The organism is Pseudomonas lurida, from assembly GCF_013522705.1.
GTDB classification, from domain to species: domain Bacteria; phylum Pseudomonadota; class Gammaproteobacteria; order Pseudomonadales; family Pseudomonadaceae; genus Aquipseudomonas; species Aquipseudomonas quebecensis.
Genome location: NZ_JAAMRE010000045.1, coordinates 1 through 26,443 on the forward strand (window position 1 = coordinate 1; position 26,443 = coordinate 26,443).

Consider the following 26,443-nt stretch of genomic DNA (forward strand, 5'->3'; position numbering starts at 1 on the left):
GCGCCAGCAACTGGTCAAACTCGGCCTGGGACAGATACCGCAGCCATTGCTCGGCATGGGCCACCGGGTCCGACAGCCACTGGAACAGTTGCTTGAGGTTGTCCCACAGCGAGTACAGCGCTTCGCCAAATCCGCGCGCGTAGGCGGCGTGGAGCGAGAGGTAGCGCTTAAGGAAGTTCGCCTCGGAGTAGCCCTGCCACAGCGGTTCGAAGGTGTCGGACCATTCGCTGCGCAGCCACGCCTCCAGCGGCGTGATGACCGCCTGATAAGAGGCGTACAGCGCCTTGAAATGCGCGGCGGATACATTCGGGTAGAAGTGGATGCGGTAGCGCTGGTTACGCTCGCATTCCTTGACTTCAAGAATGCCGCTGGCCCCGATGGTTTTATGAATCGGCTCGCCCAGCAGCGTGCCGTCTGCATCGACGCGCTGGAGGATCACCGGTGTATTGCCGATGGGTACGAACCGTGAACTCTGGAACCGATGCACCAGGGTCAAGGTGCCGTCGGCCCGGCATGCTGCAACGGTGCTGCTGGGGAACAGCGAGCGGTTGATCGGCGCGACCCGCTCCGCTTCGTCCCCGGCCTTGAACACCTGCTCGATATTCAGCGCCGAAAAGCTGAGGACACTCTCGGCCCAGGCGTCGTAACTATTGAGGCATCCGCGAAAATCCCTGAGCACGGACTCGACGTCGCGGGTCTTTGCATCCAGGGCGGCGAGTACCAGAAAGCCAATGGCTTCGCTGGTCGCGCCCATCATGAGGCGGCCCCGTCGACCGGGGCCTTTATCGGAAGAACCATCTGCAATCCCTCGCACTGTGTGATCAGGCGAGAGACTTTGGAGGGATTGTCAGAGCAAGGAAGTCGGCGTTATTCGCCGGAAGAGCAAGGATATTTCGCCAAAAATGCGGGCAAATTGTGGTGTTGTTGTAGGTAGAGGATTACAGCTTGAATACTCCTACAGCTTCAGTTGCCCAATCGCCTTGCTCAACTCCCCAGCGAGGGTGGCCAGGTCATTGCTGGTGGTGGCGGAGTCCACGGTCTGTTGCACGGTGTTTTCGGTCACATCGCGGATGCTCACCACGGCGCGGTTCATCTCTTCGGCGACATGACTTTGCTGTTCGGCCGCGACGGCGATCTGGGTGTTGCTCTCGCGCATCTGCGCCACGGCGTCGGTGATGTCGGCGAGGGCGGCACCGGCGTCCTGGGCCTGTTGCACGCAGTCGTCGGCCTTGAATGAGCTTTCCTGCATAAAGTCCACCGCGTCGCGGGTGCCGGCTTGCAGGGCCGAGACCATGCGGGTGATTTCGTCGGTAGAGCTTTGCACGCGTTTAGCCAGATTGCGCACTTCGTCGGCGACCACGGCGAAACCGCGGCCCATTTCGCCGGCGCGTGCGGCTTCGATGGCGGCGTTGAGGGCCAGCAGGTTGGTCTGTTCGGCAATGCTGTGAATCACGCTGACCACGCCGTTGATTTTTTGACTGTCTTCGGCGAGTTTCTGGATCATTTCGGCGGTCTGCTGCACACCGGTGGACAGCCCGGCGATCGAGCGTTGCACACGGGTCACTACCTCGCGGCCGCTGCCCGCCAGGGTGTCGGCGGTTTTAGACAGGTCGCGGGTAGCGCCGGCATGCTGGGCGATATGGTGCACGGTGGCGGTCATTTCATTGATTGCAGTGGCGGCCTGGTCGGTTTCGCTTTGCTGGCCGAGCATGCCGTGCTGCACGTCGTTCATGCTGCTGGCCAGGCGCGCGGCACCCTCGTCGAGCTGCCGGGCGGTGCGCGCCACGGTGTTGACCACGCGTTGGTAGCCGGCCTGCATGGCGTTGAATGCGCTGGCCATCTGGCCGACTTCATCCTTGCCCACCAATGGCACGCGGGCCGAGAGATCGCCGGTTTTCTCCACATGCAGCATGACGTCCTTGAGGGTGTTGAGCTGGCTGAGCAGGAAGCGGATCAACAACTGGGAGGCGCAGAGCATCGCCAGCATCAGGATCAATACCGCCACGGCGTAATGGGTGAAGCGTTCGCTGAACACCTGGCTCAGGCTGGGCGCATAGGCGAGCGCGGCGAGTTGTTGGCCGTCCGCGCGGGCCACGACTTGCGCGCCGATCAGAACATTTTCACCGAACAACGGCAGGTGGTTGAGCTCGACCCAGCCGCTGGCGTCGTTCAGGGCTGACAGATCCTGATCAGCCAGCTGTGGGGCTTTGCCGCGCGGGAACGTCAACCATAGTTCACCGTTCGGCACCGCCTTATCGGCCGGCCAGGCGCTGAGCAATTGCGCCTGGGCTTGCGCGGACGCGTAGGATTGCGCGCTACGGGCCTGCTGTTCGAGGTGCACGGCATATAGCACCAGCAGCAGGGTGGTGACAAAAGCGACCGCGTTGACGGCCCAGAATTTGTATTTCAACGAGATATTGCTAAGCCAGGCACCCATGGAAGGTTTTCTCTGATAGCGAAAGCAGCATTGGCAAGGTGCCAGTATTGTGCCGCTATTCAGGAAACCGGTTTTGACATGGGTCAATGCGCCGCATCAATCCAGCGTAGGCAACCCGAAAAACCTACGGGCGCTGGCGGTGCTGTGTTGGGCCAGGTCTTCCACGCTTTCCTGGCGGTGCAGGGCGACTTCGCGCAGCACTTCCCCTAGATACGCGGGCTCGTTGCGGCCGTTTTTCGGTTTGGGTCGCAGCGTGCGTGGCAACAGGTAAGGCGCGTCGCTCTCCAGCATCAGACGGCCTCGGGGGATTTCTCTGACAAGCGGATGCAAATGGGTCCCACGGCGTTCATCGCAGATCCAGCCGGTGATACCAATGTGCAAATCCAGATCGAGATAGCTGAACAGCGCCTGCCGTTCGCCGGTGAAGCAATGCACCACGGCGGCGGTAAGGTGGTCGCGGTAGTCCTTGAGGATCTCCAGCAGGCGCTGGTTGGCGTCACGCTCGTGCAGGAACACTGGCAATTTCAGTTCGACGGCCAGGGCCAGGTGCGCCTCCAGGACCTTTTCCTGTTGCGGGCGTGGGGAGAAATCCCGATTGAAATCCAAGCCGCACTCACCCACCGCACGCACTCGCGGCTCGCTGAGCAGACCGCGTAGACGCTGAGCGCTGTCGCCATTCCAATCGCTGGCAGAGTGAGGGTGTATGCCGGCCGTGCTGAACAGGCGTTGGCCATCTGGATCGAGTTTTACGCACAGTTCCAGGGCTTGCTCGCTGCCGTCGACGCTGGTGCCGGTGAGGATCAATTGCTGCACGCCGGCGGCATAGGCACGGTCGAGAACCGCCTGGTGTTTATCGTCGAAACTGGCGTTGGTCAGGTTGACGCCGATATCAATGAGTTGCATGGTGCTATCTCCGCCTGCGGCCGGAAAGCATATCAGAGCTGTAGATTTATAAGAAAAACCAAGAACTACAACGGTTTAAAGCTGTCTTTGAACGTTGCGACCGACATGGTTGATGGCTAAGTGCCTTATCCGTGCTCGCGTTGCACGCGAAGCCTGCGCTGAAAGCGCTCTGTTTCTGACCCCCAGCCCCTCGTTTTCCCGAGTGCGCTGGGCAGTATTCTTTCCGGAGAGCGGATGATCCGACCCTCAGCATTGTTGATGTTATGCCTCGCGCTGCTGCTGCCCATGGCGGCGGTCGCGCGTCTGGACGGCCCGCTGGAGGTGACTAAACCCGGCAAAGTCCGCGATCTGGCCGAGATCCGCTCAAGCCGTACTTTGCGCGTGCTGGTCAACCAGAGTCGCAACAGCTCCGGCGAAGTACAGGGCCAGGCGATCGGCGTGGAATATCACCGCCTGCGCGCGTTCGAGCAGTACCTCAATGGCCATGCCCGCGATGGTCAGGCAATCAACCTCAAAATCATTCCCAAGGCCAAGGACCAGTTGCTCGGCGCGCTGGCCCGTGGTGAAGGCGACCTGGTCGCGCCCGGTGAGCTGCTGGATATAAAGGCGGCGCATAAGATCAGCCCCAGCGACCCGATCGCCAGCGATGTGCCGCTGTGGCTGGTGGGGGTCAAGGGTGAGCGGCGCTTTACCAAGCTGGAGCAGTTGTCCGGTCGGACGTTGGCATTGACCACCGGCAGCGCAGCGGCGGATGCCATCAGCCAGGTCAACCAGAAACTGGCGCTGCATAAGCAGCCCCCTATCAAGGTGGAGTGGGTTGACCCGACCCTCGCTGTGGAAGACGTGCTGGAGATGGTGCAGGCTGGGATCTTCCACCTGACCATTGTCGAAAAACCGATTGCCGAGCGTTGGTCGAAGATCCTGCCCAAGTTGCGTTTCGACAAGCAGGTGGCCATCAGTGAGTCCGGCGACGAGTACTGGTTTGTGCGCCAGGACGCGTCAATGCTGCGGGCCAGTATCGATCGATTCCTTAAGACGTATCGCACGCCGGCTGACCAGGACGTGGCGTTTCAGCGCATTTACCGGCGTCTCTACCAGGTGCGCAACCCTTTGGCCCGCGTCGACCGACAGCGCCTGGAAAAACTGCGCCCGATCCTGCAAAAGCATGCAGGTGAGCAGGGCATGGACTGGCTGAACCTGGCGGCGTTGGCGTTCAAGGAGTCCGCTCTGGACCCCAGCGCGCGCAACAGCGGCGGCCCTACCGGGCTGATGCAAATCACGCCTTCGGCGGCGCAGCGGGTGGGCGTCAATAATATCGAGAACCTTGATGGTAACGTGCAGGCCGGCGCGCGTTACCTGGCGATGATCCGCCGAAAATTCTTTGCCAGCCCCAAGCTTAACGAGCGCGAGCGCATGGCATTTGTGCTGGCGGCCTACAACATGGGGCCGGAGCGCGTTCAAGGGATGCGCACCGAGGCCAGGCGCCGTGGGCTCAACCCCAACCAGTGGTTCTTCCAGGTCGAGCGCATCGCCATGGAGCAGGTCGGCATGGGGGCTGTCAGCTATGTCAACAGCGTCAATAAGTACTACCTGGCGTTTGATCGGGAGCGGGAGTCCCTGGAGCCGACCGCAACGAAAGTCGCCTCACGCAAATAATCGATTTTATCGATATAAATGGCGCACTTTTTCGGCTTTTATCATTGCCTAAACTGATTAATATGGCGGCCAACCAACCCTACTTCCCGAAGGATGCGTACCATGAGCCCACTGATTAAAAGCCTGTTGTCCACCCGCGCCGGTTATGGCCTGACTGTCCTGCGTATTGTTGTCGGCATCATTTTCGCCGCCCATGGTTCGCAAAAACTCTTTGGCTGGTTTGGCGGCTACGGCCTGGCAGGCACCGCCCAGTGGATGGAAAGCATCGGCCTGGCGCCGGGCACCCTGATGGCATTGCTCTCGGGTGGCACCGAGTTCTTCGCCGGCCTGGCCTTGATCATCGGCCTGCTGGTGCGCCCGGCGGCGCTGGGCTTGACCATCCTGACGCTGGTGGCGATCTTCTCTGTGCATATTCATAACGGCCTGTTTATGGCCAACAACGGTTATGAGTTTGCACTGGCCTTGCTGGGCGGCACGCTGGCGGTATTGCTGGAAGGTGCCGGCAGGCTCTCCGCCGACCGCGCCATCGCCCACTGACCTACCTGCAAGTCTCTGAAAAGGCCCACGCTCGCGTGGGCCTTTTCGTTGCTCGGGATTCTTGACACTGCCCCTCCGGCTTCTCTAGGATGCCGTTCATGCGCCGATTTAAACAGCTAATTGCGGGGCGCCACCGGGACTCAATGCAGCCCGACAGAAGTGTGTTCTCCCTCGTGAGGTACCTTCGAAATACCGCTAAAGCGCTGGTTCGGTGTTGCCTCTCACCTGCCCGCAGACTTTTGAGGCAGAGACACGACACGATGAATGCACTACGCCCCCTTATACGCCTGGCCCCGATCACCGCGGACCTCACTCAACGTAATCCGAAAATTCTCCTGGGCGGCAAGCACCAGCCGACGCTCCTGCGTTATCTGGATGGCTGGCCGCGTCGCAGCGGGCGCCCGTCTGCGTTCCTGATCCAGTTTGTCGAAGATGGCGACTCGCTGGCTCGGTTTGCCAGTGACAGCTTCGACCTTGCAGTCATCCAGGCGCCCAACGCCGACGACGCCGAAGAAGTGATCCGCCAACTGACTCGCATTGCCCGGCAGGGTCTGATCGCACGGCGCTGAGCCCTCAGCGGACCTGGTTGTCAAACGCCACGCGACGGCGACGCTCCACGCCGTGGAGCAGCCAGGCCACCAGGCACAGCATCAAGGGCACAGCGAGTATCACTACCAGCTTGATCGTTCGCTCCAGGTGGCGCACCTGCGCATAGGCGTCGGCTCTCAAGGCGTGCAGCTCTATCGGCAGGCGCAGCCGTTCCTTGTTGAGGGCTTGCAGTTGGGTGCTGGTGTCCACGGCCTGGGAGCCAAGCGTGAGCGTCGCCGGGTTCAGTCGCCGCCATTGCTGTTCCGTTTCCTGCAGGCGGCGCTCCCGTTCAATCGCTTTGGCGCGATAGGCGTGTTCGGCGTCTTCGCGCATCTTGCCGAGCAGGTTCGCCGATGGGGGCGCACGTGGACGCAGGCTTGCAAGCGGCTCCAGGGCGGACAGGTTATCCAACGTGTTCAAGATAAACAGTGCGTTGTCAGTTGGCGCCGCGCCGGCGTCCTGGTCCATCAGCAGATCAGTGTCGGCGACCACCACGACCTGTATCTGCGCGGCTTTCTGCACACCCGGCGGCTGGCCCTTGAGGCCATCGGGAAAAATCGAATACGCCGGCCCTTCGATGCGGGCGGCGATCACAGGGGAGGCCACTCTGTCCGTTGATGAAGCCATCGGGGTGATGGGCTCCAAGAGCGCAACCTCCGGCAACACGGCCTGCCAGGAGCCTTGCAATAACGGCGTGAAGGTTGCAGCGCTGCCGTTGAGCGGCGAGAGGACGCCGCTGCTGGAAACCGCAACGGTGTTCAATCGCCAGGTGCTGACGTCGTTTTTGTTCATGGCCTGGCGTGGCACGTTGAGTCGCGCCAGCGCAGGTATGCCGGGCTTCATGAGCCCAGGTGCCGGCGTGGACCCGTAAAGACTGTCGATCAGCACCTTTCTTTCGGGCATGTGCAGGCCCCAGGCAGCCAGCAACTCACCGACCTTGGGATTATCGGGTGCTGCTTGCGTACGCTGTTCGCTCAACGGGTCGATGAACATCAGCAATTTCCCGCCTTTCAACACAAACTGTTCGATCTCATACAAGGCGCGTTCCGGCAGCAGGCTTGGCTGCACGACCATCAGTGCCTTGAGCTGTTCGGGCACGCGTTGGCCGGTCGGTTGCAGGTCGATAAACGTGAGATGACGCCGCAGCTCACCCATCAATCGACCCGCGGGTTCGCCCAGCGGTATCCCGGACAGCAGCCCCACGCTGGGGCGTTCTGGATGCTGCAACTTATAGATCAGGTGGCTGATTTCGTAGTCAAGCAACGGTTCGTGGTCGAGGCGCAATGATTCGATACGCTGTACGCCCACTCCCGCGCGCGTACCGATCAGGCCGAGAAAACCCATGTCTTCGCTCAGGCCGTACAGACTGGCCTTATAGGCATCTTCCGAAAAAGGCAGTGGATCAATCACGTGCAGATTGATCATACCCTTGGCCCGTTTTTCATAGTCTTTGAGCCGCTGTTCAATGCGCTTGCCGTGTCGGTTCAGCGCCTGAGTTCGATTTGGGGCGTTGTGCGCGTTGAAGTAGTACAGGTCCACTGGATGTTCCAACGTATTCAACCAGCGTTTTATCGGGGCAGGTGGGGAATGAATGCCCTGTTGGGAAAAGTCCCACTGGGGATTGGGAAGTTTTTCAAGCCAGACCAGGTTGAACGCCAGGAACGTCAGTGCGATGACAATCAGTGTCATGCCGGTGCGCAGCAGGGATCCCATGTTGAGCTTCCTTCTCAGCGGTACTTCGAATTGAGAGTGACTGTGGTAGCAGTCAGGAAGGCGAAAATCACGCTGATGAAATACAGGCTGTCATGGAGCAGATACTGACCATTGTCGATCAGCGCGAATCTTGAAAATGGGCTAAGCGCACTCAAACTTTCCAGCACTTGAATAGGCAATTGATGTTCCAACGCATCTACGACATAAGAAAGCCCACTGGCAATCAGTAATAAGCCCAGTGTGAGTACGAAAATAACTATGCGGTGACGTGTTAACGTGCAAATAAAACCGCCGATCGAAAGATAACTGCCTGCCAGCAGCCAGCTTGCGGTCAGTTGCGAGGCGATAATACCGTTGTCTGCGTTGCCGAGGTAGTTGATGGCGATAACCACCGGGAACATAAGGCTCAAGGCCATGCCTGCCACGCACCAGGCTGCGAGGAATTTGCCGATGGAAAGTTCGGCCGTGGTGATGGGAAGTGTGGGTAGAAGTTCGATAAAGCCGGCGTTGGACTCGTCCGACCATAGTTGCGTGGCCAAGGCGGGTATCAGCAATAAGTGCAACCACGGATGTAACTGAACGAATGCCCCCAGATCGACAATCTCCTGTCCGGGCCACTGGTTGATGTGGACGCCTCCGGCCATGGACAGTGCTAGAAACAGGGCGACACTCAAATAGGTGGCGGGTGTCGAGAGGTAGCAGCCCAACTGTCGTTTGAAAATCACCGGGATCAACTTCACAGGGACCCCAACTGGCTCGGGTTTTGCCGTGGATCGCTCAGGCGGCCGGGTTCCAGGCGCCATGTGTTTATTTTCCAGCGACGGTTGGCGATCAGCGTATTGATATGCGGGTAGATCGCGTGCCCAGGCATGGCCAGTACGGTCACTGTACCGGGAGCATGACGGTGTTCTTCGATGCCGGCGACACCGGGCAATACGGCCAGGGACAATAAATCCAGTGGTGTGTCGGCGCTGAGCGTCACCGCCTGGCAGTGCCGGGAGTTGCGCTGCAGGTCGAGCAAAGGGGCGTCAGCCACCAGTTGCCCATCGGTAATGATGAGCGCGCGCGTGCACAGTTCACTCAGGTGCTCGGCATTGCGCGACGCGATGATGACCGTCATCTCTTGCGTCAACGCCTGCACGGTCTCTTTGAACGCGTATATCTGGTCGGGGGCCAGCCCTTGCGTGGGTTGATCGAGCAGCAACAAGGTGGGGGTATGCAGGATGGCCTGCGCAATTGCGACTTTGCGTTTCAGGTCTATGGGCAATGCGTCGAGCGGCGTATTCAGCACCGCCAGCAATTCCAGGCGCGCAACGGCTTCGGCTACCCGCCAGCGTTTTTCATTGCCGCTGAAGCCGCGAATGGCGGCCATGTAATGAAGCACTTTATTAACGGTTATGGTGGGGTGGCTCAGCCCTTGTTCGACTTGATAGCCGATTAGCTTTCTAGCCTTGATGGAATGGGTACGTGTATCCAGCGTGTCGATTTTAATATGTCCGCTGCACGGTGGGATCGCCCCTGCTATCAATTTCAATAGCATGGTCTTGGCGCTGTCGTCATCTCCGAATAAACCCAGGCATTCCTTTTGAATGGAACTGAATGACAAGTCATTAATTATCTTTCTGTTGCCTAGGGTTTTATTGAGCTTGCTTATTTCAATCATTTTTATTGTCGAATAAGTGTGGCGGAGAGTGAGGGGGCAAGGCGAAAAAAGGTTACGGTGATTATCTGGTTTTGGGAACGGTGCTCAGAACTAATAAGACAAGTCCTACGTTCCTTCTTGGGGCTTCGCTGAAACAATTGATGTGTATTTAGATATCCATGTGTCAGATGTTTATATAAACCTTCGTCCTTTGAAATCAGGCCTGATTACTATGATGCTTCTACGTACTCTTGTTCTTGAACGTAACGGCCAGGATGCTCCGGTCAACGGTGCCTTGCTCTGTGGGTTTGCGGTGACTCAGATCGCTTCCAATTTTCTTGTCTACAGCCTGGACGAAGAAGTCGAGCCCGGCAGCTCCAGGGTCTACATCGCGGCGTTGCACAAAAAGACCGAACGGTATTTTCTGGATCGCATCGAGTCCAGGGAGCACCTGCAAATCGCGATGCAAGCGTTCAAGCAGATCCTGATGCTGGCCGCTGCATCGAACAATAAGCTGGAGGAGGGGACCGAACCCCAGGTGCCCTACCATTTTGTCGACCTCAAAGGTTGTAAGTTGCCGCCTGCCAGGCCTGAAGATCATCACTCGGTGATCATCAAGAAAGCGCTGGTGATGAAAGTGATTACCCTGGGGATATCGGCCCCTGCGCTGGCGGCGATTGAAAGCGCGTCGCTGATTGTTCCATCCATTCGTTTTTCATCGCAGATGGTCTCGCCGCCCAGGGTCGCGAGCCCGCCGGATCGTGCGCGGCAACCGGTTGTGCAGGATCCGGTTGAGGCGGGCGCTGCGGCGCCGGATGGCCCGCCGACGGCCGTTGAGGCGCAGGCCGAGCTTTGCAGCCCGCAGCTGCTGGAGGCGCCCGACGCGGTGCCCCAGGCGGCTCCCTCCGTTCCCATGGAGCGCCATACCTTGGCGCAAGTGGACAGTACGCTGACAAACCTGGCGCGGGTGGCCCAGGATTTGACCCAGCAAAAGCTCGCTGTCGTCGAGCGGGAGGCGGAGCTCGAGCGCTGGCAGGCGCGGTTGCAGCAGGAGCAGCAGCAAATGGATGAGAAGAGGCGGGAGTTGGAGCTGCTCGAGACGCAGCAGCAGGCGCAGGCGCATACCATGGAGCAGAAGGCTGAGGCGCTGAACCTGACTAAATCCCACCTATCGATTTTGCGTCAAAATCTGCAAAGAGCGCTGCAGGAGATGGATCAGGGGCTGGCGGGTTGAGGCTTGGCGACGCTGGCTACTTTGCGCGGTTCATTTATCATCCACCTCAGTCAGTCGACACCAAGGGCCGAGACTCTGGAGCATCGGCGTTCATGGACATTGCCGAGGATGCAAGCGTTTGAGTACCAAGCTGATTACCAAAGAAGGTCATGAGGCGCTGAAGAAAGAGCTGGATTACCTGTGGCGCGAAAAGCGCCCGGACACCACGCGTAAAGTCACCTGGGCGGCCTCGCTGGGAGACCGCAGCGAGAACGCCGATTACCAGTACAACAAGAAACTGCTGCGCGAGATCGACCGCCGGGTGCGTTACCTGCGCAAACGCCTGGAAGACATGCGTGTGGTGGAGTACTCCCCTGAGCAGGAAGGCAAGGTGTTCTTTGGCGCGTGGGTCGACATTGAAAACGAGCAGGGAGAAACCAAACGGTTTCGCATCGTCGGCTATGACGAGATTTACGACCGTATGGATTACATCTCCATCGATTCGCCGATGGCCCGCGCACTGCTGCGCAAGGAAGTGGACGACGAGGCGATTGTGCAGACGCCAACCGGCGAGGTGTGCTGGTGGATTACCGCTATTGAGTATCAAAAGTGAACGCTGCAGGCCCGCCGCCCTTGAACGGGGCGGGCCTGTGGCGAATCAACCTTCGCGCAGCACAGTAAGCGGGCTGGCATTGAGCGCACGGCGCGTGCCGAATACGCCGGCCCCTCCGATCAACACAGCACCTATCACCGGCAGCAGCAATAGCCACGGGTGAGGGTGCCAGGCCAGGTCGAACGCATAGCGGTACAACACCCAGGTCACCAGCTCGGTGCCCAGCGCCGCCAGCAACCCGCTGACGGCACCCAGCAGGCCGAACTCGATGCGCCTGGCCGTCACCAGCAATGTGCGCTCGGCACCCAGCGCCCGCAACAGCGCGCCCTGGCGGATGCGTTCATCCAGTGTCGCTTGCAGGCCGGAAAACAGCACCGCCATGCCTGCGGCCAATACGAACAACAGCACGTATTCCACGGCCAGGGTCACCTGGGCAAGGATGCTGCGCAACTGCTCCAGCAGCGCCTCCACCTGCAGGATGGTCACGGCTGGAAACGCGCGGGACAGGTCCACGATCTGCTGATCATGACCCGGTGCCAGGTAAAAACTGGTCAGGTACGTGGTGGGCAGGTTCTTCAAGGTGCCGGGTTGGAAAATCATGAAGAAGTTGGGCTGGAAGTTGTCCCAGTTGATGGTGCGTAGGCTGGTGACCCGCGCCTCGCGATTTTCCCCGCCTATCGTGAAGATCAGATGGTCGCCGAGCTTGAGTTTGAGGCTTTGCGCTACCTTGGCCTCGACCGAAACGCCGGGAATATCGTCTGAAGGTTGCGGCGGCCACCATGTGCCTTCCGTCAGGGCATTGCCCGGTGGCAGGTCGGCGGCCCAGGTCAGGCTGAGATCGCGCTGCACGGCGCGATCACCGCTGGAGTCCTTGCTGACGATTTCCTGCACCGGTTCACCATTGATGCTGATCAGCCGTCCGGGCACTACCGGGTACAGGGGAGCCGATTGCGCCTGGACTTCGAGCAGGCGTGCGCCGAAAGCCTCCTTGTCGGCCGGCAGGATGTTCAGGGCGAAATAATTGGGCGCGTCCTTGGGCAACTGGTTCTGCCAGGTGTCGAGCAGTTCGCCGCGCAACAGAGCGATCAAGCCCATGGACAGCAGGATCAGGCCGAACGCCAACGCCTGGCCAGCCGCAGCCAAGGGGTGGCGCAGCAGTTGGCCGAGGCCCAGGCGCCAGGGCAGGGTTGCACCGGCCAGCAGTCGACGCAGGCTTTGCAACAGCAGCAGAAGCAGGCCGCCCAGCACCAAAGCGGCCACCACGCCACCGCCGAGCAGGGCGAAGGTCAGCACCAGGTCGAGGCTCAGACGCCACATGATCAGGCCCAGGGCGAATAATGCGGCGCCGTAGACCACCCAGGTGCTGGACGGGATCGGCAGCAGGTCGCGGCGCAACACCCGCAGCGGCGGTACGCGACCGAGTGCAGCCAAGGGTGGCAAGGCAAAGCCGGCAAGGGCGACCAGGCCGGTGCCGATCCCCGCTACGGCCGGTAACAGACCGCCCGGTGGCACATCCGCCGGCAACAGATCATGTAGGAAATAGAACAGGCCAAACTGCGCCAGCCAGCCGAGCAGGGCCCCGGTGAGACTGGCCAGCAGGCCCAGTACGCTCAGTTGCAGACTGAACAGCAGCATGGCCTCGCGGCGTGACAACCCCAGGCAGCGCAACAGCGCACTCGCGTCAAAACGGCGCGTGGCGAAGCGGTTGGCCGACAGGGCGACCGCCACCCCCGCCAACAGCACGGCCACCAGGCTGGCCATGTTCAGGTAACGCTCGGCCTTGCCCAGGGCTCCGCCGATCTGTTGATTACCGTCCCGTGAGTCCTGCAGTCGCTGGTTGGCGGCAAGGCCGGGTTTGATCAGGTCGCGATAGGTTTGCAGCGCGGTGCTGCCCTGCGGTCCGCGCCACAGTTCGCGGTAGCTGACACGGCTGCCAGGCTGTACCACGCCGGTGGCCTCCAGGTCGGCGAGGTTGATCATCACCCTGGGCGTGAGGCTGTAGAAATTACCGGCGCGGTCCGGCTCATAAGTGAGCACGCGCGCCAGGCGCAGGGTTTTCATACCCACATCGATGCTGTCGCCGACGTTGAGGTCAAGCGCCGTCAACAGGCGCGCCTCCACCCAGGCTTCACCGGGTTTCGGACCGCCGCCCGGCGTTTCTTCGGCAAAGGGCGCGGCTGCGCTTTTGAGCGCACCGCGCAGCGGGTACTGTTCGTTGACGGCCTTGATGCTGGACAGCTGGATGCCATTGTCGGTGGCAATCACGCTGGAGAATTCCACCACGCGCGCATGATCCAGGCCCAGTTCGGTGCCGGACCGGACCTGTTCGGGTCGCGCCGGGGAGCTGCCTTCGAGAACCAGGTCGGCGCCGAGAAACTCGGTGGCACGCAGCAGCATGGCGCCGTTGAGGCGCGCGCCGAAGTAACCGATGGCGGTGCTGGCCGCCACGGCCACCAGCAGGGCGAAGAACAATACGCGCAATTCACCGGCACGGGCATCGCGCAATAATTGGCGCATGGCAAGGCTTAACAGACGCAACAGCGGCAAACGTGCCATCAAGGCTCCAGGGGCGCGACCATCAGGCCGGCTTCAAGGCGGATCAGGCGTCGGCAACGATGGGCCAGGCGCTCGTCGTGGGTGACCAGCACCAGGGTCGTGCCGCTCTCTTTATTGAGTTCGAACAGCAGGTCGCTGATGCGCTCGCCGGTGTGGCTGTCGAGGTTGCCGGTGGGTTCATCGGCGAACAGCACGTCCGGCTCGGCGGCGAACGCGCGGGCAATCGCCACGCGTTGCTGCTCGCCACCGGATAACTGACGTGGCGAGTGGGTCAGGCGCTGGCCCAGGCCCACGCGCTCCAGCAGGTGCCTGGCGCGTTCGCGGGCGTCTTTACGGCCGTCCAGTTCCAGCGGCAGCATGACGTTTTCGAGGGCGTTGAGGCTGTCGAGCAGTTGAAAGGATTGGAAGACGAAGCCCACATGCTCGGCGCGGATGCGCGCCCTTTGGTCTTCGTCGAGGCTGCTTAAGGCACGCCCGGCGAGGGTGACTTCGCCACCGCTGGGCAGGTCGAGGCCGGCCAGCAGGCCCAGGAGCGTGGATTTGCCGGAACCTGAACTGCCGACGATAGCCAGGCTGTCGCCCTTGTTCAGTTCCAGGCTCAGTTCGTGCAGGATAGTCAGTTCACCTTCCGCGCTGGGAACCACTTTGCTAAGGTTCCGCGCGGTGAGAATGCTTGCGCCCATGGAGAATCCGATGCGAATGTGGTTTTTGAGTGCTGGCCTGGCCTTGATGTGCATGGCGCAGAACGCAGCGGCGGGTACAGTCCTGATCGTTGGCGATAGTATCAGTGCCGGTTTCGGCCTGGATACCCGCAAAGGGTGGGTGGCATTGCTGGAGCAACGCCTCAAGAAGGAAGGTTTCGACGATAAAGTCGTCAACGCTTCCATCAGCGGCGACACCAGTGCCGGCGGCCTCGCGCGGCTGCCGGCGGCGCTTGCGGCGCATAAGCCGCAGGTGGTGGTTATCGAGTTGGGCGGCAATGACGGCCTGCGCGGCCAGCCACCTGCGCAATTGCAACAAAATCTTGCTTCGATGATTCAGCAGTCTCAGGACAGCGGAGCGAAGGTGCTCCTGCTGGGCATGCAGATTCCACCCAATTATGGAAAGCGCTACGTCGAGGCTTTCAACAAAGTCTTCGGCGATGTGGCGCAGCAAAAAAAGGTGCCGCTGGTGCCGTTTTTCCTGGAGGGGGTTGGCGGTCATCCCGAGCTGATGCAGGCCGATGGCCTGCACCCGGCGGTGGGTGCCCAGGACAAGTTGCTGGAAAATGTCTGGCCATCGCTCAAACCGCTGTTATGACGCTTTTCTACCGGCAGGCTTTCGGCTAAGGTGGCGCCCCCCTGATTTGGAGCCCTCGATGTCGCGTCCTGCCTGGTCCCTGTTTAATTACCAACTGATCGAGCCGGACGAGCAGCTGGATCTGTTCGCCTGCCAGGAAGTGCGGGTGCATCTGGTGACGCGTCAATTGGAACTGGGCGGCTCCATCGACCGTACGCTGTGCGGCACTTTATTGCCGGCCCAGCCACGCTGGTCGCTGGTGGATCGTTCGATCTTCCAGGATCAGCGCCTATGCCCCCTGTGCCGGGCTATCCTTGAATCCCAAAAGCGCGGCACCCCGCCGATCTGGCCGGAACTGCGGTTTGAGCTTTAGAAGCAGCTGCAGGCGTGGAGCTATAAGTTGTAAGCTAGCGATTCGCCTTTAACCTACCCGTCGTTCTGCGAAGGATTTTTCGGATGTTCTCGCGCCTTTCCGTCGTTACCTGCTGCCTGTCTCTTGCTGCCCTGTGTGCGGCCGGCCCGGCGGCGGCCCTGCAGTTGCCCTTGCCACCTCCGGGCGAAGACATCGTCGGCCAGGTCCAAGTGATCAAGGCCAAGTACGAAGACACCTTTGCCGACCTGGGCACCACCTATGACCTGGGCTATTCGGAGATGGTTGCCGCCAACCCTGGCGTGGATGCCTGGTTGCCGGGCGCGGGTACGGAGATTGTGCTGCCGACGCGCTTCATCCTGCCGCCGGGGCCGCGCGAGGGTATTGTGATCAACCTCGCGGAATACCGGCTTTATTACTACCCCAAGGGGCAGGACGTGGTGTACACGTTCCCGCTGGGGATCGGTCGTGAAGGATGGGGCTCGCCGATTGCCCACACCAGTATCATCGCCAAGACGCCGAACCCGACCTGGACGCCGCCGGCCTCGATCAAGGCCGAGCATGCCGCCAATGGCGACCCGCTGCCCAACGTGGTGCCCGCCGGGCCGGACAACCCGTTGGGTCCGTTCAAATTCACCCTGGGCACGCCGGGTTACCTGATCCACGGCTCCAACATGAAGTTCGGTATCGGCACGCGTACCAGCCATGGCTGCTTCCGTATGTTCAACAACAACGTGCTGGAGATGGCCGGCATGGTGCCGGTGGGCACATCGGTGCGCATCATCAACGATGCCTACAAGTTCGGCAGCAGTGGCGGCAAGGTGTACCTGGAGGCGCACACGCCCTTGAACGATGACGGTACGCCGTCGGTGGTCGACAAGCACACCGCTGTGATCAACGCCCTGCTCAAGCGTGAAGACCTGGCCAATAACCTGCGGGTGAACTGGGATCAGGTGCGTGATGTAGTGGCGGCGGAAGACGGCTTGCCCACCGAAATCGGCGTGCCTGGCGCGGCGCCCATGGTTTCCAGTGCGCCGATCGATCTGCAGCAGTAAGCCTGCGTCCTTCTGAACCCGCCACGGCCTCGCGCCGCGGCGGGTTTTTTATTGGCCGGGTTCATGGGGAACTCCAGGCAATAAAAAGCCGATCCAAAAATGGATCGGCTTGGTAACAACCCCGAGGGACTATTACTTGCGGCTAGCTTTTTCAAGCATGCGCAGAGCGCGCTCGTTAGCTTCGTCAGCAGTCTGTTGTGCTTTTTGAGCAGCAGCCAGAGCTTCATCAGCTTTACGGTAGGCTTCGTCTGCACGAGCCTGGGAGCGAGCTGCTGCGTCTTCAGTTGCAGTCAGACGAGCTTCGGTTTCTTTGGAGACGCTGCTGCAACCGGTAGCCAGAACTGCGGCCAGAGCCAGAGCAGAGAATTTCAGAACGTTGTTCATCGTGTTCCCCTTCAAGGACTTTCTGTTAAATGGCTACTTCTCAGATTGAGCTTATAGCCGGCGTACATACTACCCATTACTTGTAGTAAGTAAACTGACGTTGCGCAAGAAGCAAAAAAAATTCTCGCAGCGAATCTGTTTTGGCTAACCTTTCGTAGGGTTGTATAAAAACTGTTCAATTTTTTGCCCGTGCACACCGCTGAAGGTCAGCTGAGAGGGCCGGCCGGCATGCGTTTCGCCTTGTACACAGATGAAAAATTATATAACTACCCAGGCACTTTCGTTGCGCCTGATGGCGTCTGGACAGGCATCTTTTTAAGCATGTAGAGGTGACTTTAAGAGCGCCTGTTCGTCTCAAGGTTCAACTGCCGGCAATGTTCAGGCTTTCGATCTTCCAGAGGTCGAAGCCCTTTCTATATCCGCCAGCGGCGGGGGATGGTGCATGCGCCTTGAGCAATTGCAGGATTGGTGCCTACTATTCCCTACGGGCTGGTTGTGAGCGCTATAGGTTTCTCGTTGTCGAAACCGGCACGGGTTGGCGTAGATGTTCCTTCGCCGGAAAAACATCGGTAAGGTAAGGGTCACACACCAAGACCCGCGAGGAGTAGTGATGAGCGAGGCGTTGTCCATCCACCATGACCAGACAGGTCATCAGTTCGAGACCACTGTGGACGGTCATCGTGCCTACCTGACCTACATGGATCTCGGCAAGCAGACCCTGGATATCTATCGCACCTTCGTGCCCAACGCGCTAAGAGGCCGTGGCATTGCGGCGGCGTTGACCGAGGAGGCGTTGAAGTTCGCAGAAAAGGCGGGCTACACGGTGATCCCGTCCTGCTCCTACGTGGAGCGCTACATGGAGCGCCATCAGCGCCATGCTGCAAAGCTGTAAGTTTTAGACAACTGCACACAAAAACGCCGGGTTCAGCCCGGCGTTTTTGTGTGCGCGATACGAGGCGGGTTCAGCCGCGTGTGCGCTTGGGCAATACGTCCCTGAGCTTGGCGTGCATGCTGCGCAAGGTGTTTTCGGTGGCGGCCCAATCGATGCAGGCATCGGTGATCGATACACCGTACTGCAAATCGGCCAAGTCCTTGGGAATGGCCTGGCAGCCCCAGTTCAAGTGGCTCTCGACCATCAGGCCGATGATCGACTGGTTACCTTCCAGGATCTGATTGGCGACGTTTTCCATTACCAGCGGCTGCAGGGCCGGGTCCTTGTTGGAGTTGGCGTGGCTGCAGTCAACCATGATGTTCGGCTTGATCTTGGCCTTGTTAAGCGCCTGCTCGCACAGCGCGACACTGACCGAGTCGTAGTTGGGCTTACCGTTGCCGCCCCGCAGCACCACATGACCGTAGGCATTGCCCTTGGTGGTGACGATGGAGACGCCGCCTTCCTGGTTGATACCCAGGAAACGGTGAGGGCTGGACACCGACTGCAGCGCGTTGATCGCCACGGTCAGGCCGCCGTCGGTGCCATTCTTGAAGCCCACTGCCGATGACAGGCCGGACGCCATTTCGCGGTGGGTCTGGGATTCGGTGGTGCGCGCACCGATGGCCGACCAACTGATCAGGTCCTGCAGGTACTGCGGGGAAATCGGGTCCAGCGCTTCGGTGGCGGTGGGCAGGCCCATTTCTGCCAGGTCCAGCAGCAATTGACGGCCGATGTGCAGACCGTCCTGGATCTTGAACGAGTCGTCCAGGTACGGGTCGTTGATCAAACCCTTCCAGCCAACGGTGGTGCGCGGTTTCTCGAAGTAGACGCGCATGACCAGGTACAAGGTGTCGGACACTTCCGCTGCCAGCACTTTGAGACGTTCGGCGTATTCGTGGGCGGCCTTGAGGTCGTGGATCGAGCAAGGGCCGATTACCACAAACAGGCGGTGGTCGGTGCCGTCAAGAATGTTTCGAATGACTTCGCGGCCCTTGGTGACGGTCTGCAGGGCAGACTCGCTCAACGGGATTTCGCGCTTGAGCTGATCTGGGGTGATCAGGGTCTCGTTGGATTCGACGTTTAGGTCATTGATCGGTAAATCAGCCATCGTGTTACTCGTCAGGGTCACGGGTGCCGGCCGCCAGCCATTCCCGTGCGGCGGTGCACAGCATGATTTGGATGCAGGGGGGAGGAACCTTAGCGCGTAATACGGGCCCGCGACAATGGGCTGGGCCGGTTTAATCCCGCGCCGGCTGCACAAACGCTTCGTGGGAGAACTCCAGAGCATGACGCGCCACCCACTCTCGGGCCAGGGCCTCGAACTGCAGCGGTGTCGGCTGTGCATCATCGTGCTGGCGGCAGTAGCGTTCTATCCGGCATGCTTGTTCCCCCATTCGCGCGCCGAACAAGGCATGTTCGTCGGTAAACGAAATGCCCACGCGATAGCCGCTTTCCACCTTGCGGCACCAGGCCACGTACCCTGGATAGCGCGCACTGGCGCCCAGTGAGGGAATATGCAAGTCAACTGCGCTGCCCTGGCGCCAGGCGCGGGGCGACTGGCAGGCGACACCGCCCAGGCCGACGGCGTGCAGGCGTTGGCGGGGAATGGCAGGGGAGGGACGTTGGATTAACTCGACAGCGACATCATCAGGGTGAGGTAAAAAACGACCCATGTACACGGACTCCGAGCACCGTCCCGTTGACGGCGGTGGCAGCAGTATAGTGAAGGAACTGGAATTGACCGACCTGGATATTGACCAGCAATTGCTGGTATTGCCAGGGGTTTCGCTGCTGGTATTCGTCAGCGCCGGTTGTGCCAGTTGCCGCTGGGCACGCCAGCAATTGCCGGGCTGGCGCTTGGCGGTGGACCGTGTGTGCTGGGTGGATGCGGGGAATAATGGCGGCGCGGTGGAGCGATACCAGATCTTTCATTTGCCGGCGCTGTTTGTGGTGTGCGAGGGTCGATTCCTTGGGCAATTACAGACACGTCTTACACCCGCGGCCATTACCGAGGCCGTAAATGAAGCGCTAACCCGTCTACCCGAGGAATTGCCATGACAGCAGTTGCACCCCACTCGCCGCGTATCGGCATCATCGGCACCGGCGCCATCGGTGGCTTCTACGGCTTGATGCTGGCGCGCGCCGGGTTCGATGTGCACTTCCTGCTGCGCAGTGAATATGCCGCGGTGAGCGCCCATGGCCTGCGGGTGAACAGTAAGGTGCATGGCACTTTGCACCTGCAGCCGGTGCAGGCCTATGCCCGTGCGGCCGATATGCCGCCCTGCGATTGGTTGCTGGTGGGCACCAAGTCGACCGGGAATCTGGAGCTGGCTCCGACCCTGGCCCAGGTGGCGGCCCCGGACGCCAAGGTGGTGTTGCTGCAAAACGGCCTCGACGTCGAAGACAGCCTGCGCGAACACCTGCCCCCGTCGCTGCACTTGCTGGGTGGCTTGTGCTACATCGGCGTACACCGCTCCGGCCCAGGCGTTGTCGAGCATGAGGCGTTGGGGCGGGTTAATCTGGGCTACCACAGCGGCGCGGCAGCCAATGATGAGGGGCGTCGGACAGCAATAGTCGAAGCCGGTGCCGCGTTGTTTCACCAGGCCGGGATCGAATCCCAGGCCATGGCCAATGTGCATCAGGCGCGCTGGCATAAGTTAGTGTGGAACGTGCCGTTCAACGGGCTCTCTGTGCTCTTGAAAACCGGCACCACCGCCATGATGGCCGACGAATCGAGCCGCGAGCTGATCCAGGCGCTGATGGCCGAAGTGGTGCAGGCTGCCCACGCCTGCGGCCATGACATCCCGGCAAGCTACGCGGGGCAGATGTTCGCCATGACCGAAACCATGGACGATTACCTGCCCAGCATGTATCACGACTATATGCACAAACGCCCGTTGGAACTGGCGGCGATCTATGCGCGCCCGCTATCGGCCGCCAGGGCCGCCGGGTGCGAGTTGCCGCGCATGCGGGCGCTCTATCAGGCCTTGAGCTTTATTGATCGGCACAACCGCTGATTCGGGGGGACGCACATGGCAAAGGGATTGGGCGACAAGCTGGTGCTGGCGATTTCATCGCGGGCGCTGTTCGACCTCGGCGAAAGCCACAGGATTTACCTGGCCGAAGGTGTGGAGACCTACCGTAAATATCAGATCGACCACGAAGAAGAGATTCTCGAGCCCGGCGATGCCTTCCCGCTGGTCAGGAAACTGCTGAACCTCAACGCCAGCCTGGGCCGCGCGCGGGTCGAGGTGGTGCTGGTGTCGCGCAACAGTGCCGACACCGGACTGCGGGTATTCAACTCGATCCAGCATTACGGCCTGGATATTTCCCGCGCCGCTTTCGCCGGAGGGCGTAGTCCATATCCTTATTTGGCAGCGTTCGGTTGTCATCTGTTTCTTTCCACCCATGCTGAAGATGTGCGCAGTGCCCTGGATGCCGGCTTCGCGGCGGCGACGATTTTGTCGGGCGGCCCACGGCGGGCGTGCAGCGAGGAGCTGCGGATCGCCTTTGACGGTGACGCGGTGCTGTTCTCCGATGAGTCCGAGCGCGTGTACCAGGCCGGTGGGCTGGCGGCGTTCCAGGCCAGCGAGCGCGAGTCGGCGCGCCAGCCGTTGCACGGCGGGCCGTTCAAGGGATTCCTCGCGGCGTTGAATTTGCTGCAGCGTGAGTTTCCCGATGAGGCGTGCCCGATCCGTACGGCCCTGGTTACCGCGCGTTCGGCGCCTTCCCATGAGCGGGTGATTCGCACCTTGCGGGAATGGGACATCCGGCTGGACGAATCGCTGTTTCTCGGTGGCCTGGAGAAGGCCGCGTTCCTTGAGGCGTTTGCCGCCGATGTGTTTTTCGATGACCAGGCCGGTCATTGTGAGAAAGCCAGGGAGGTGGTAGCCACCGGGCATGTGCCCCATGGCATCAGCAACGAAGTCGGAACCCAGGTCTGAAGCAGTCGAAATCAATGCGGCGCTGCTAAGCTGATTTGATCTGCGCCATCCTGGCCGTCCAGGAGGTTTTTATGATTGGTTCGATGCTGTACGCCACGGACCTTGGTCTGTACGCGCCGTACGTGATGCAACATGCATTGGCGCTGGCGCGAACGTTCAAGGCGGATCTGTATGTGATTCACGTGGTGGAGCCGATCGGGCTGTTTGCCGAATCGGTGCTGCACAGTTATCTCGATGAACAGAGCCTGAATGAGTGGCGCAGTGAGGGCCTGCGCACAATGATTGCCACCATCGAACAGCGGGTACTGGACAGTTTTCGTGAGGAGTTGGGGGAGGGGGGGCAGGATTTGCAATTGATCCGCTCGGTGCGCGTGATCCAGGGCGATCCTTGCGAGGTGATACTCGACCAACTGCGTAAACTTTCCGTGGACCTGTTGATCGTAGGAAGTCACAGCTGCGCCAGCGCGGCGGCCACGCCACTGGGGCGCACGGCTTCGCGGGTGGTGCAGCTGTCCACGGTACCGGTTTATCTGGTGCCGTCGCTGCAACGTCGACGAAGTGATGACGTGTGAGTGGAGTAAAGGATAAAAAGTTCTAGATTTATCCTCCAAACCTTTAATATAGTTATATACCGTCGCTGATACCCGTGGCGTCTATCTGCTTTGAGGGATTGATATGAAGCTTCAACAACTGCGCTACATCTGGGAAGTGGCGCACCACGACCTCAACGTTTCCGCTACTGCTCAAAGCCTTTACACCTCGCAACCCGGTATCAGCAAGCAGATCCGCCTGCTCGAAGACGAGTTGGGCGTCGAAGTGTTCGCGCGCAGCGGCAAGCATCTCACCCGTGTCACGCCGGCCGGTGAGCGCATTATCACCACCGCCGGCGAAATCCTGCGAAAAGTCGAAAGCATCAAGCAGATCGCCCAGGAATTTTCCAACGAAAAAAAGGGCACCCTGTCGATCGCCACCACCCACACCCAGGCGCGCTATGCGCTGCCTCCAGTGATCCGCGATTTCATCAAACAGTACCCGGACGTGGCGCTGCACATGCATCAAGGCTCGCCGATGCAGATCGCCGAGATGGCCGCCGACGGCACCGTCGATTTCGCCATCGCCACCGAGGCGCTGGAGCTGTTCGGCGATCTGGTCATGATGCCCTGCTACCGCTGGAACCGTTGCGTGGTGGTGCCTCAGGGCCACCCGTTGGCCAAGCTGCCGAAGCTGACCCTCGAAGCCCTCGCGGAATACCCGATCGTGACCTATGTGTTCGGGTTCACGGGGCGTTCCAAGCTCGATGAGGCCTTCAGCCATCGCGGCCTCACGCCCAAAGTGGTGTTTACCGCCGCCGATGCCGACGTGATCAAGACTTACGTGCGCCTGGGCCTGGGCGTGGGCATCGTCGCCAAGATGGCGGTGGACACCCAGCTCGATAAAGACCTGGTGGTGCTGGATGCCAGTGAGTTGTTCGAGTCCAGCGTGACCAAGATCGGCTTCCGTCGCGGAACCTTCCTGCGCGGGTTCATGTGCGATTTCATCGAAAAATTCGCCCCGCACCTCACCCGTGAAGTCATGGCCAAGGCTATCCAGTGCCACAACAAGCAGGAACTGGAGGAGCTGTTCGACGGTGTGGAGCTGCCGGTTCACTGATTGGCCCGGCCCGTGGCGGCCGTTTTGCGATAGCGCGCCGTTCGAATCACCTTTGCGTCCTTAGGTGATTCGAGCGCGCGCTCAAGTTATTTGGCCTCGGTAACCGTGAAGTGTTGCCGAGCGCCTGCCACCAGAATCTCCACGTCATCCCCTTCGAATTTGCCCAGCAGGTTTTTGCCCAGAGGCGAGCGCGGGGTAATGACGGTGACCGGCTGGCCCACCACGTCCACTTTCAACCCCGCCCCATCGGGCGCCAGGAACAGCCACTGCTGGCGCCCGTTGTCATCTTCCAGGCCCAATAGCGCGCCGACTTCTATGCCGCGCTGGTCATCGTATGCCCGCAGTTGCAGGTTCTGGCACAGCGTCAGCGCCTGTTTGATTTCCTCAACCCGTTTAGCCTGCCCGGCTGCCAGGTAAGAGGCCTCCAGCCCCAGCGTGTCGTATTTGTTCTCGGCGATGTTTTCTTCGTGGGTCGCGGTTTCGTACGCGGTCTGCGCGGCCCGTTGGGCGATGTCGAGATCATCGCCGAGCTTTTCCAGAATGAGTGTGTGGACAGCGTGTTTATTCATGGTCATCAATCGCAGAATTGCAGGACATTGGCCCGGGACTTCTCGTTCGGTGCGTTCTGGTCCTGTTGCAGCCAGAACTGGCATTTGGGGTTGGACAGATTGCGCGCGTTATTACGCGCCTGATCGAGTGCCTGCTGTTGTTCCTGTTTCTGCAGGTTCTGCTGATACTGCTCGAACATTGGGTTGGGCGGCTGCGGCGCGGCGGCGGCGGGCTTGCCCACCTCTTGCACCGCCTGGGCGACGGGCGCCAACGCTTGGGGGAACAGGTAGCGTGAAGCCAGCCAGGTGGTCAGCGCAATGGCGACGAACCCCAGCCAAAGGCCGAGGGCAATGGCGAGTATCAGCTTGAACGGCGATAACGGACGGTCAGACATGGCGGCCTCCTGGCAGGCATTGACGGCGTGACGGCGATTGTCGCACAGCCACTGTGCAGAATAATCGCGATCAAGCCTTCTGCATCCGCGCATTTATGCGGACAATCGAGCCTTTGATCGATGGAGCCCGGAATGAAAGCCCGCTGGGATATTTTTTGCAGCGTTGTCGATAACTACGGCGACATCGGCGTGACCTGGCGCCTGGCCCGGCAATTGGTGGTTGAGCACCGTTGTGACGTGCGCTTGTGGGTCGATGACCTGCGCGCCTTCGAGCGCATGTGCCCGGACATTGATGTGCGGCAAGGCATGCAATGGCAGGAAGGCGTCGAAGTGCGTCATTGGCCGGCCGAGTGGGTAGACGCGCCTGCGGCGGATGTGGTGATCGCCGCGTTCGCGTGCCAGTTGCCGCCTGACTACATGGAAGGTATGGCCGCACGTGAACGCACGCCATTGTGGATGAACCTGGATTACCTCAGTGCCGAAGAGTGGGTGGTAGGGTGTCACAAGCTGCCGTCGGTGAAGTTCAAGGGCGTGCGGAAGTACTTCTTCTTTCCCGGGTTCCGGCCCGGCACGGGCGGTCTGTTGCGTGAGGCGGGATTGCTGGAGCGACGTACGGCGTTTCAGCAGGATGTCAGTGCGCAGCAATATTTCCTACAGTCCCTCGGCGTGTATCCCGCAGTCGGTGCGCGGCTGATCTCTCTGTTTGCCTACGAAAACGCCGGACTGGGCAGTTGGCTGGAAGTGTTATCGACGGACGGGCGTGCCACTCATCTGTTGGTTCCCGAGGGGCGCATTCTTGGCGATGTGCAGCGCTGGCTGGGCCTGGACCGTCTGACAGCGGGCGACATCCAGCAGCGCGGATCACTGACCGTGCAGGTCATTGCGTTCGTGCGCCAGGAGCAATATGACCGCCTGTTGTGGTGCTGCGACTTCAATGCCGTACGCGGCGAAGACTCGTTCGTGCGCGCCCAATGGGCCGGGCGCCCGCTGCTGTGGCACATCTACCGTCAGGACGAAGACATTCACCTCGATAAGCTCGATGCCTTCCTTGAGCTGTACACCGCCGCCTTATCGGCGGCGGCAAGGGCGGCGTTGATCGGGCTTTGGCAAGCCTGGAACGCGGAGGCCGATATGGCTCAAGCGTGGAAAATGCTGCTGGAACAGTGGCCGGAGGTGAGCCAACACGCCCAAACATGGTGTCTGGAACAGGGGTTGCAGACCGATCTTGCGACGGCGCTGGTACAGTTTTATGAAAGTTGGATATGATACGCGACCTTGATTTTTGTAAATCCCATCCAAATTTCGGATATACGTAATGAAAACTGGTAAAGAACTGAAACCCGGTACAGTGATCCGTCTCGAAAACGACCCTTGGCTGGTTCAGAAAGCTGAGTTCACCAAGTCTGGTCGTAACAGCGCAATCATGAAGACCAAGCTGAAGAACCTGCTGACCGGTTACAAGACCGAGATCGTCTACAGCGCCGACGACAAACTGGACGACGTGATCCTCGACCGCAAAGAAGCGACCCTGTCCTTCATCAGCGGCGACACCTACACGTTCATGGACACCACCGACTACACCATGTACGAGCTGAACGCTGAAGATATCGAAGCCGTTCTGCCGTTCATCGAAGAAGGCATGGAAGACGTCTGCGAAGCGATTTTCTTCGAAGAGCGCCTGGTTTCCGTAGAGCTGCCGACCACTATCGTGCGTAAGGTTGCCTACACCGAAGGTTCCGCCCGTGGCGACACTTCTGGCAAGGTGATGAAGCCTGCCAAACTGAGCAACGGCACCGAACTGCAAGTGGCCGATTTCATCGAAATCGACGACCTGATCGAAATCGACACCCGCGAAGGTGGTTCGTACAAAGGTCGCGCCAAGAAGTAATTCTGGCTGTGCCGATGTCCAGTCCTGAAATAGGTTTACACCTGCTTCAGTCTCATAACGCCCGATGCACCGCATCGGGCGTTTTGTATTTCAAGGCCATATGAGGTCGTTTGTGGTTATAGATCTCGACCGACTCGTCAAT

Annotated in this window: 29 protein-coding genes and 1 pseudogene; 16 read left to right on the plus strand and 14 right to left on the minus strand. The window is 60.2% G+C overall.

Going from position 1 to position 26,443, the window contains the following annotated elements; all coding sequences use genetic code 11:
- From G7025_RS25885 to G7025_RS25895, 3 genes and pseudogenes are all read right to left on the minus strand, one after another.
- Positions 1 to 757: pseudogene (locus tag G7025_RS25885) on the minus strand (type IV secretion protein Rhs); the annotation flags it as partial.
- 198 nt (positions 758 to 955) lie between these two features.
- Complete coding sequence (locus tag G7025_RS25890) at positions 956 to 2,437, minus strand: methyl-accepting chemotaxis protein (protein WP_181081839.1); 1,482 nt, start codon at positions 2,435 to 2,437, stop codon at positions 956 to 958.
- A gap of 96 nt (positions 2,438 to 2,533) precedes the next feature.
- Positions 2,534 to 3,340: a TatD family hydrolase gene (locus G7025_RS25895; RefSeq protein WP_181081840.1), complete on the minus strand. Its 807-nt coding sequence runs from the start codon at positions 3,338 to 3,340 to the stop codon at positions 2,534 to 2,536.
- Positions 3,341 to 3,574: 234 nt separating this feature from the next.
- On the opposite strand from G7025_RS25895, the gene G7025_RS25900 reads away from it, so the two are divergent.
- The 3 genes from G7025_RS25900 to G7025_RS25910 all read left to right on the plus strand — a co-directional run bounded on the left by G7025_RS25900 (position 3,575) and on the right by G7025_RS25910 (position 6,102).
- Complete coding sequence (locus G7025_RS25900; protein ID WP_181081841.1) at positions 3,575 to 4,996, plus strand: MltF family protein; 1,422 nt, start codon at positions 3,575 to 3,577, stop codon at positions 4,994 to 4,996.
- A gap of 102 nt (positions 4,997 to 5,098) precedes the next feature.
- On the plus strand, positions 5,099 to 5,533 hold the full coding sequence (locus G7025_RS25905; protein ID WP_181081842.1) for a DoxX family protein: 435 nt from the start codon (positions 5,099 to 5,101) through the stop codon (positions 5,531 to 5,533).
- A gap of 260 nt (positions 5,534 to 5,793) precedes the next feature.
- Positions 5,794 to 6,102, plus strand: coding sequence for a class I SAM-dependent methyltransferase (locus G7025_RS25910; protein WP_181081843.1), 309 nt, complete (start codon positions 5,794 to 5,796; stop codon positions 6,100 to 6,102).
- A 4-nt stretch (positions 6,103 to 6,106) separates the two neighbouring features.
- Here G7025_RS25910 and G7025_RS25915 read toward each other — a convergent pair whose 3' ends face one another.
- From G7025_RS25915 to G7025_RS25925, 3 genes are read right to left on the minus strand one after another with little or no spacing between them, the layout of a single operon-like run.
- A complete protein-coding gene (locus G7025_RS25915) occupies positions 6,107 to 7,834 on the minus strand; it encodes a Gldg family protein (protein ID WP_181081844.1) in 1,728 nt (575 codons plus the stop codon).
- A gap of 14 nt (positions 7,835 to 7,848) precedes the next feature.
- Positions 7,849 to 8,574: an ABC transporter permease gene (locus G7025_RS25920; protein ID WP_181081845.1), complete on the minus strand. Its 726-nt coding sequence runs from the start codon at positions 8,572 to 8,574 to the stop codon at positions 7,849 to 7,851.
- Positions 8,571 to 9,497 (minus strand): ATP-binding cassette domain-containing protein, encoded by a 927-nt coding sequence (locus tag G7025_RS25925; RefSeq protein ID WP_181081846.1) that lies wholly within the window; start codon positions 9,495 to 9,497, stop codon positions 8,571 to 8,573. The genes G7025_RS25920 and G7025_RS25925 overlap by 4 nt, the downstream gene beginning before the upstream one ends.
- A 211-nt stretch (positions 9,498 to 9,708) precedes the next feature.
- Here G7025_RS25925 and G7025_RS25930 point away from each other — a divergent pair, with 211 nt between their 5' ends.
- Complete coding sequence (locus G7025_RS25930) at positions 9,709 to 10,710, plus strand: hypothetical protein (RefSeq protein ID WP_181081847.1); 1,002 nt, start codon at positions 9,709 to 9,711, stop codon at positions 10,708 to 10,710.
- 118 nt (positions 10,711 to 10,828) lie between these two features.
- Entirely contained in the window at positions 10,829 to 11,302 is a 474-nt protein-coding gene (gene greB / locus G7025_RS25935) for a transcription elongation factor GreB (protein WP_181081848.1), read from the plus strand.
- Between the two features lie 45 nt (positions 11,303 to 11,347).
- On the opposite strand, the gene G7025_RS25940 is transcribed toward greB, so the two are convergent.
- Both G7025_RS25940 and G7025_RS25945 read right to left on the minus strand, forming a co-directional pair.
- Entirely contained in the window at positions 11,348 to 13,858 is a 2,511-nt protein-coding gene (locus G7025_RS25940) for an ABC transporter permease (protein WP_181081849.1), read from the minus strand.
- Positions 13,858 to 14,541 (minus strand): ABC transporter ATP-binding protein, encoded by a 684-nt coding sequence (locus G7025_RS25945; RefSeq protein ID WP_181081850.1) that lies wholly within the window; start codon positions 14,539 to 14,541, stop codon positions 13,858 to 13,860. Before G7025_RS25945 ends, G7025_RS25940 begins: the two co-directional genes overlap by 1 nt.
- A 10-nt stretch (positions 14,542 to 14,551) precedes the next feature.
- Between G7025_RS25945 and G7025_RS25950 the strand changes: the two genes are divergently transcribed.
- From G7025_RS25950 to G7025_RS25960, 3 genes are all read left to right on the plus strand, one after another.
- Positions 14,552 to 15,157: an arylesterase gene (locus G7025_RS25950; RefSeq protein WP_181081851.1), complete on the plus strand. Its 606-nt coding sequence runs from the start codon at positions 14,552 to 14,554 to the stop codon at positions 15,155 to 15,157.
- 58 nt (positions 15,158 to 15,215) lie between these two features.
- Positions 15,216 to 15,509 carry a hypothetical protein gene (locus G7025_RS25955; protein WP_003172705.1) on the plus strand — a complete coding sequence of 98 codons (294 nt, stop codon included), beginning with the start codon at positions 15,216 to 15,218 and terminating at the stop codon, positions 15,507 to 15,509.
- A gap of 83 nt (positions 15,510 to 15,592) precedes the next feature.
- A complete protein-coding gene (locus G7025_RS25960; RefSeq protein WP_181081852.1) occupies positions 15,593 to 16,561 on the plus strand; it encodes a L,D-transpeptidase family protein in 969 nt (322 codons plus the stop codon).
- A 132-nt stretch (positions 16,562 to 16,693) separates the two neighbouring features.
- Here the strand turns inward: G7025_RS25960 and oprI are convergent, their stop codons facing one another.
- Positions 16,694 to 16,945, minus strand: coding sequence for an outer membrane lipoprotei OprI (gene oprI / locus G7025_RS25965; RefSeq protein ID WP_003172710.1), 252 nt, complete (start codon positions 16,943 to 16,945; stop codon positions 16,694 to 16,696).
- A gap of 610 nt (positions 16,946 to 17,555) precedes the next feature.
- Between oprI and G7025_RS25970 the strand changes: the two genes are divergently transcribed.
- Positions 17,556 to 17,837 (plus strand): GNAT family N-acetyltransferase, encoded by a 282-nt coding sequence (locus tag G7025_RS25970; RefSeq protein ID WP_181081853.1) that lies wholly within the window; start codon positions 17,556 to 17,558, stop codon positions 17,835 to 17,837.
- Positions 17,838 to 17,907: 70 nt separating this feature from the next.
- Here the strand turns inward: G7025_RS25970 and G7025_RS25975 are convergent, their stop codons facing one another.
- Both G7025_RS25975 and G7025_RS25980 read right to left on the minus strand, forming a co-directional pair.
- On the minus strand, positions 17,908 to 18,984 hold the full coding sequence (locus G7025_RS25975; RefSeq protein WP_181081854.1) for a 3-deoxy-7-phosphoheptulonate synthase: 1,077 nt from the start codon (positions 18,982 to 18,984) through the stop codon (positions 17,908 to 17,910).
- Positions 18,985 to 19,114: 130 nt separating this feature from the next.
- Positions 19,115 to 19,549 carry a PilZ domain-containing protein gene (locus G7025_RS25980; protein ID WP_181081855.1) on the minus strand — a complete coding sequence of 145 codons (435 nt, stop codon included), beginning with the start codon at positions 19,547 to 19,549 and terminating at the stop codon, positions 19,115 to 19,117.
- Here G7025_RS25980 and G7025_RS25985 point away from each other — a divergent pair.
- From G7025_RS25985 to cysB, 5 genes are all read left to right on the plus strand, one after another.
- The gene (locus tag G7025_RS25985) at positions 19,548 to 19,934 is read left to right on the plus strand and encodes a thioredoxin (RefSeq protein ID WP_181081856.1); all 387 of its coding nucleotides are present in this window, start codon (positions 19,548 to 19,550) and stop codon (positions 19,932 to 19,934) included. The genes G7025_RS25980 and G7025_RS25985 overlap by 2 nt on opposite strands.
- The gene (locus G7025_RS25990; protein WP_181081857.1) at positions 19,931 to 20,893 is read left to right on the plus strand and encodes a putative 2-dehydropantoate 2-reductase; all 963 of its coding nucleotides are present in this window, start codon (positions 19,931 to 19,933) and stop codon (positions 20,891 to 20,893) included. The genes G7025_RS25985 and G7025_RS25990 overlap by 4 nt, the downstream gene beginning before the upstream one ends.
- A 15-nt stretch (positions 20,894 to 20,908) precedes the next feature.
- Positions 20,909 to 21,820, plus strand: a complete 912-nt coding sequence (locus G7025_RS25995) for a 5'-nucleotidase (RefSeq protein WP_181081858.1) — start codon at positions 20,909 to 20,911, stop codon at positions 21,818 to 21,820.
- A 71-nt stretch (positions 21,821 to 21,891) separates the two neighbouring features.
- Positions 21,892 to 22,392: a universal stress protein gene (locus tag G7025_RS26000; RefSeq protein ID WP_181081859.1), complete on the plus strand. Its 501-nt coding sequence runs from the start codon at positions 21,892 to 21,894 to the stop codon at positions 22,390 to 22,392.
- Positions 22,393 to 22,495: 103 nt separating this feature from the next.
- On the plus strand, positions 22,496 to 23,470 hold the full coding sequence (gene cysB / locus G7025_RS26005; protein WP_017849520.1) for an HTH-type transcriptional regulator CysB: 975 nt from the start codon (positions 22,496 to 22,498) through the stop codon (positions 23,468 to 23,470).
- An 86-nt stretch (positions 23,471 to 23,556) separates the two neighbouring features.
- Here cysB and G7025_RS26010 read toward each other — a convergent pair whose 3' ends face one another.
- Both G7025_RS26010 and G7025_RS26015 read right to left on the minus strand, forming a co-directional pair.
- Positions 23,557 to 24,039: a GreA/GreB family elongation factor gene (locus G7025_RS26010; RefSeq protein WP_181081860.1), complete on the minus strand. Its 483-nt coding sequence runs from the start codon at positions 24,037 to 24,039 to the stop codon at positions 23,557 to 23,559.
- Positions 24,040 to 24,044: 5 nt separating this feature from the next.
- Entirely contained in the window at positions 24,045 to 24,413 is a 369-nt protein-coding gene (locus G7025_RS26015; protein WP_181081861.1) for a hypothetical protein, read from the minus strand.
- Positions 24,414 to 24,545: 132 nt separating this feature from the next.
- Between G7025_RS26015 and earP the strand changes: the two genes are divergently transcribed.
- Together earP and G7025_RS26025 are read left to right on the plus strand one after the other, a co-directional pair.
- Positions 24,546 to 25,679: an elongation factor P maturation arginine rhamnosyltransferase EarP gene (gene earP, locus G7025_RS26020; RefSeq protein WP_181081862.1), complete on the plus strand. Its 1,134-nt coding sequence runs from the start codon at positions 24,546 to 24,548 to the stop codon at positions 25,677 to 25,679.
- 49 nt (positions 25,680 to 25,728) lie between these two features.
- Positions 25,729 to 26,301, plus strand: coding sequence for an elongation factor P (locus G7025_RS26025; protein WP_003172723.1), 573 nt, complete (start codon positions 25,729 to 25,731; stop codon positions 26,299 to 26,301).
- Positions 26,302 to 26,353: 52 nt separating this feature from the next.
- On the opposite strand, the gene G7025_RS26030 is transcribed toward G7025_RS26025, so the two are convergent.
- A partial coding sequence (locus G7025_RS26030) for an integrase core domain-containing protein (RefSeq protein ID WP_181079982.1) occupies positions 26,354 to 26,443 on the minus strand: 90 nt, incomplete at its 5' end.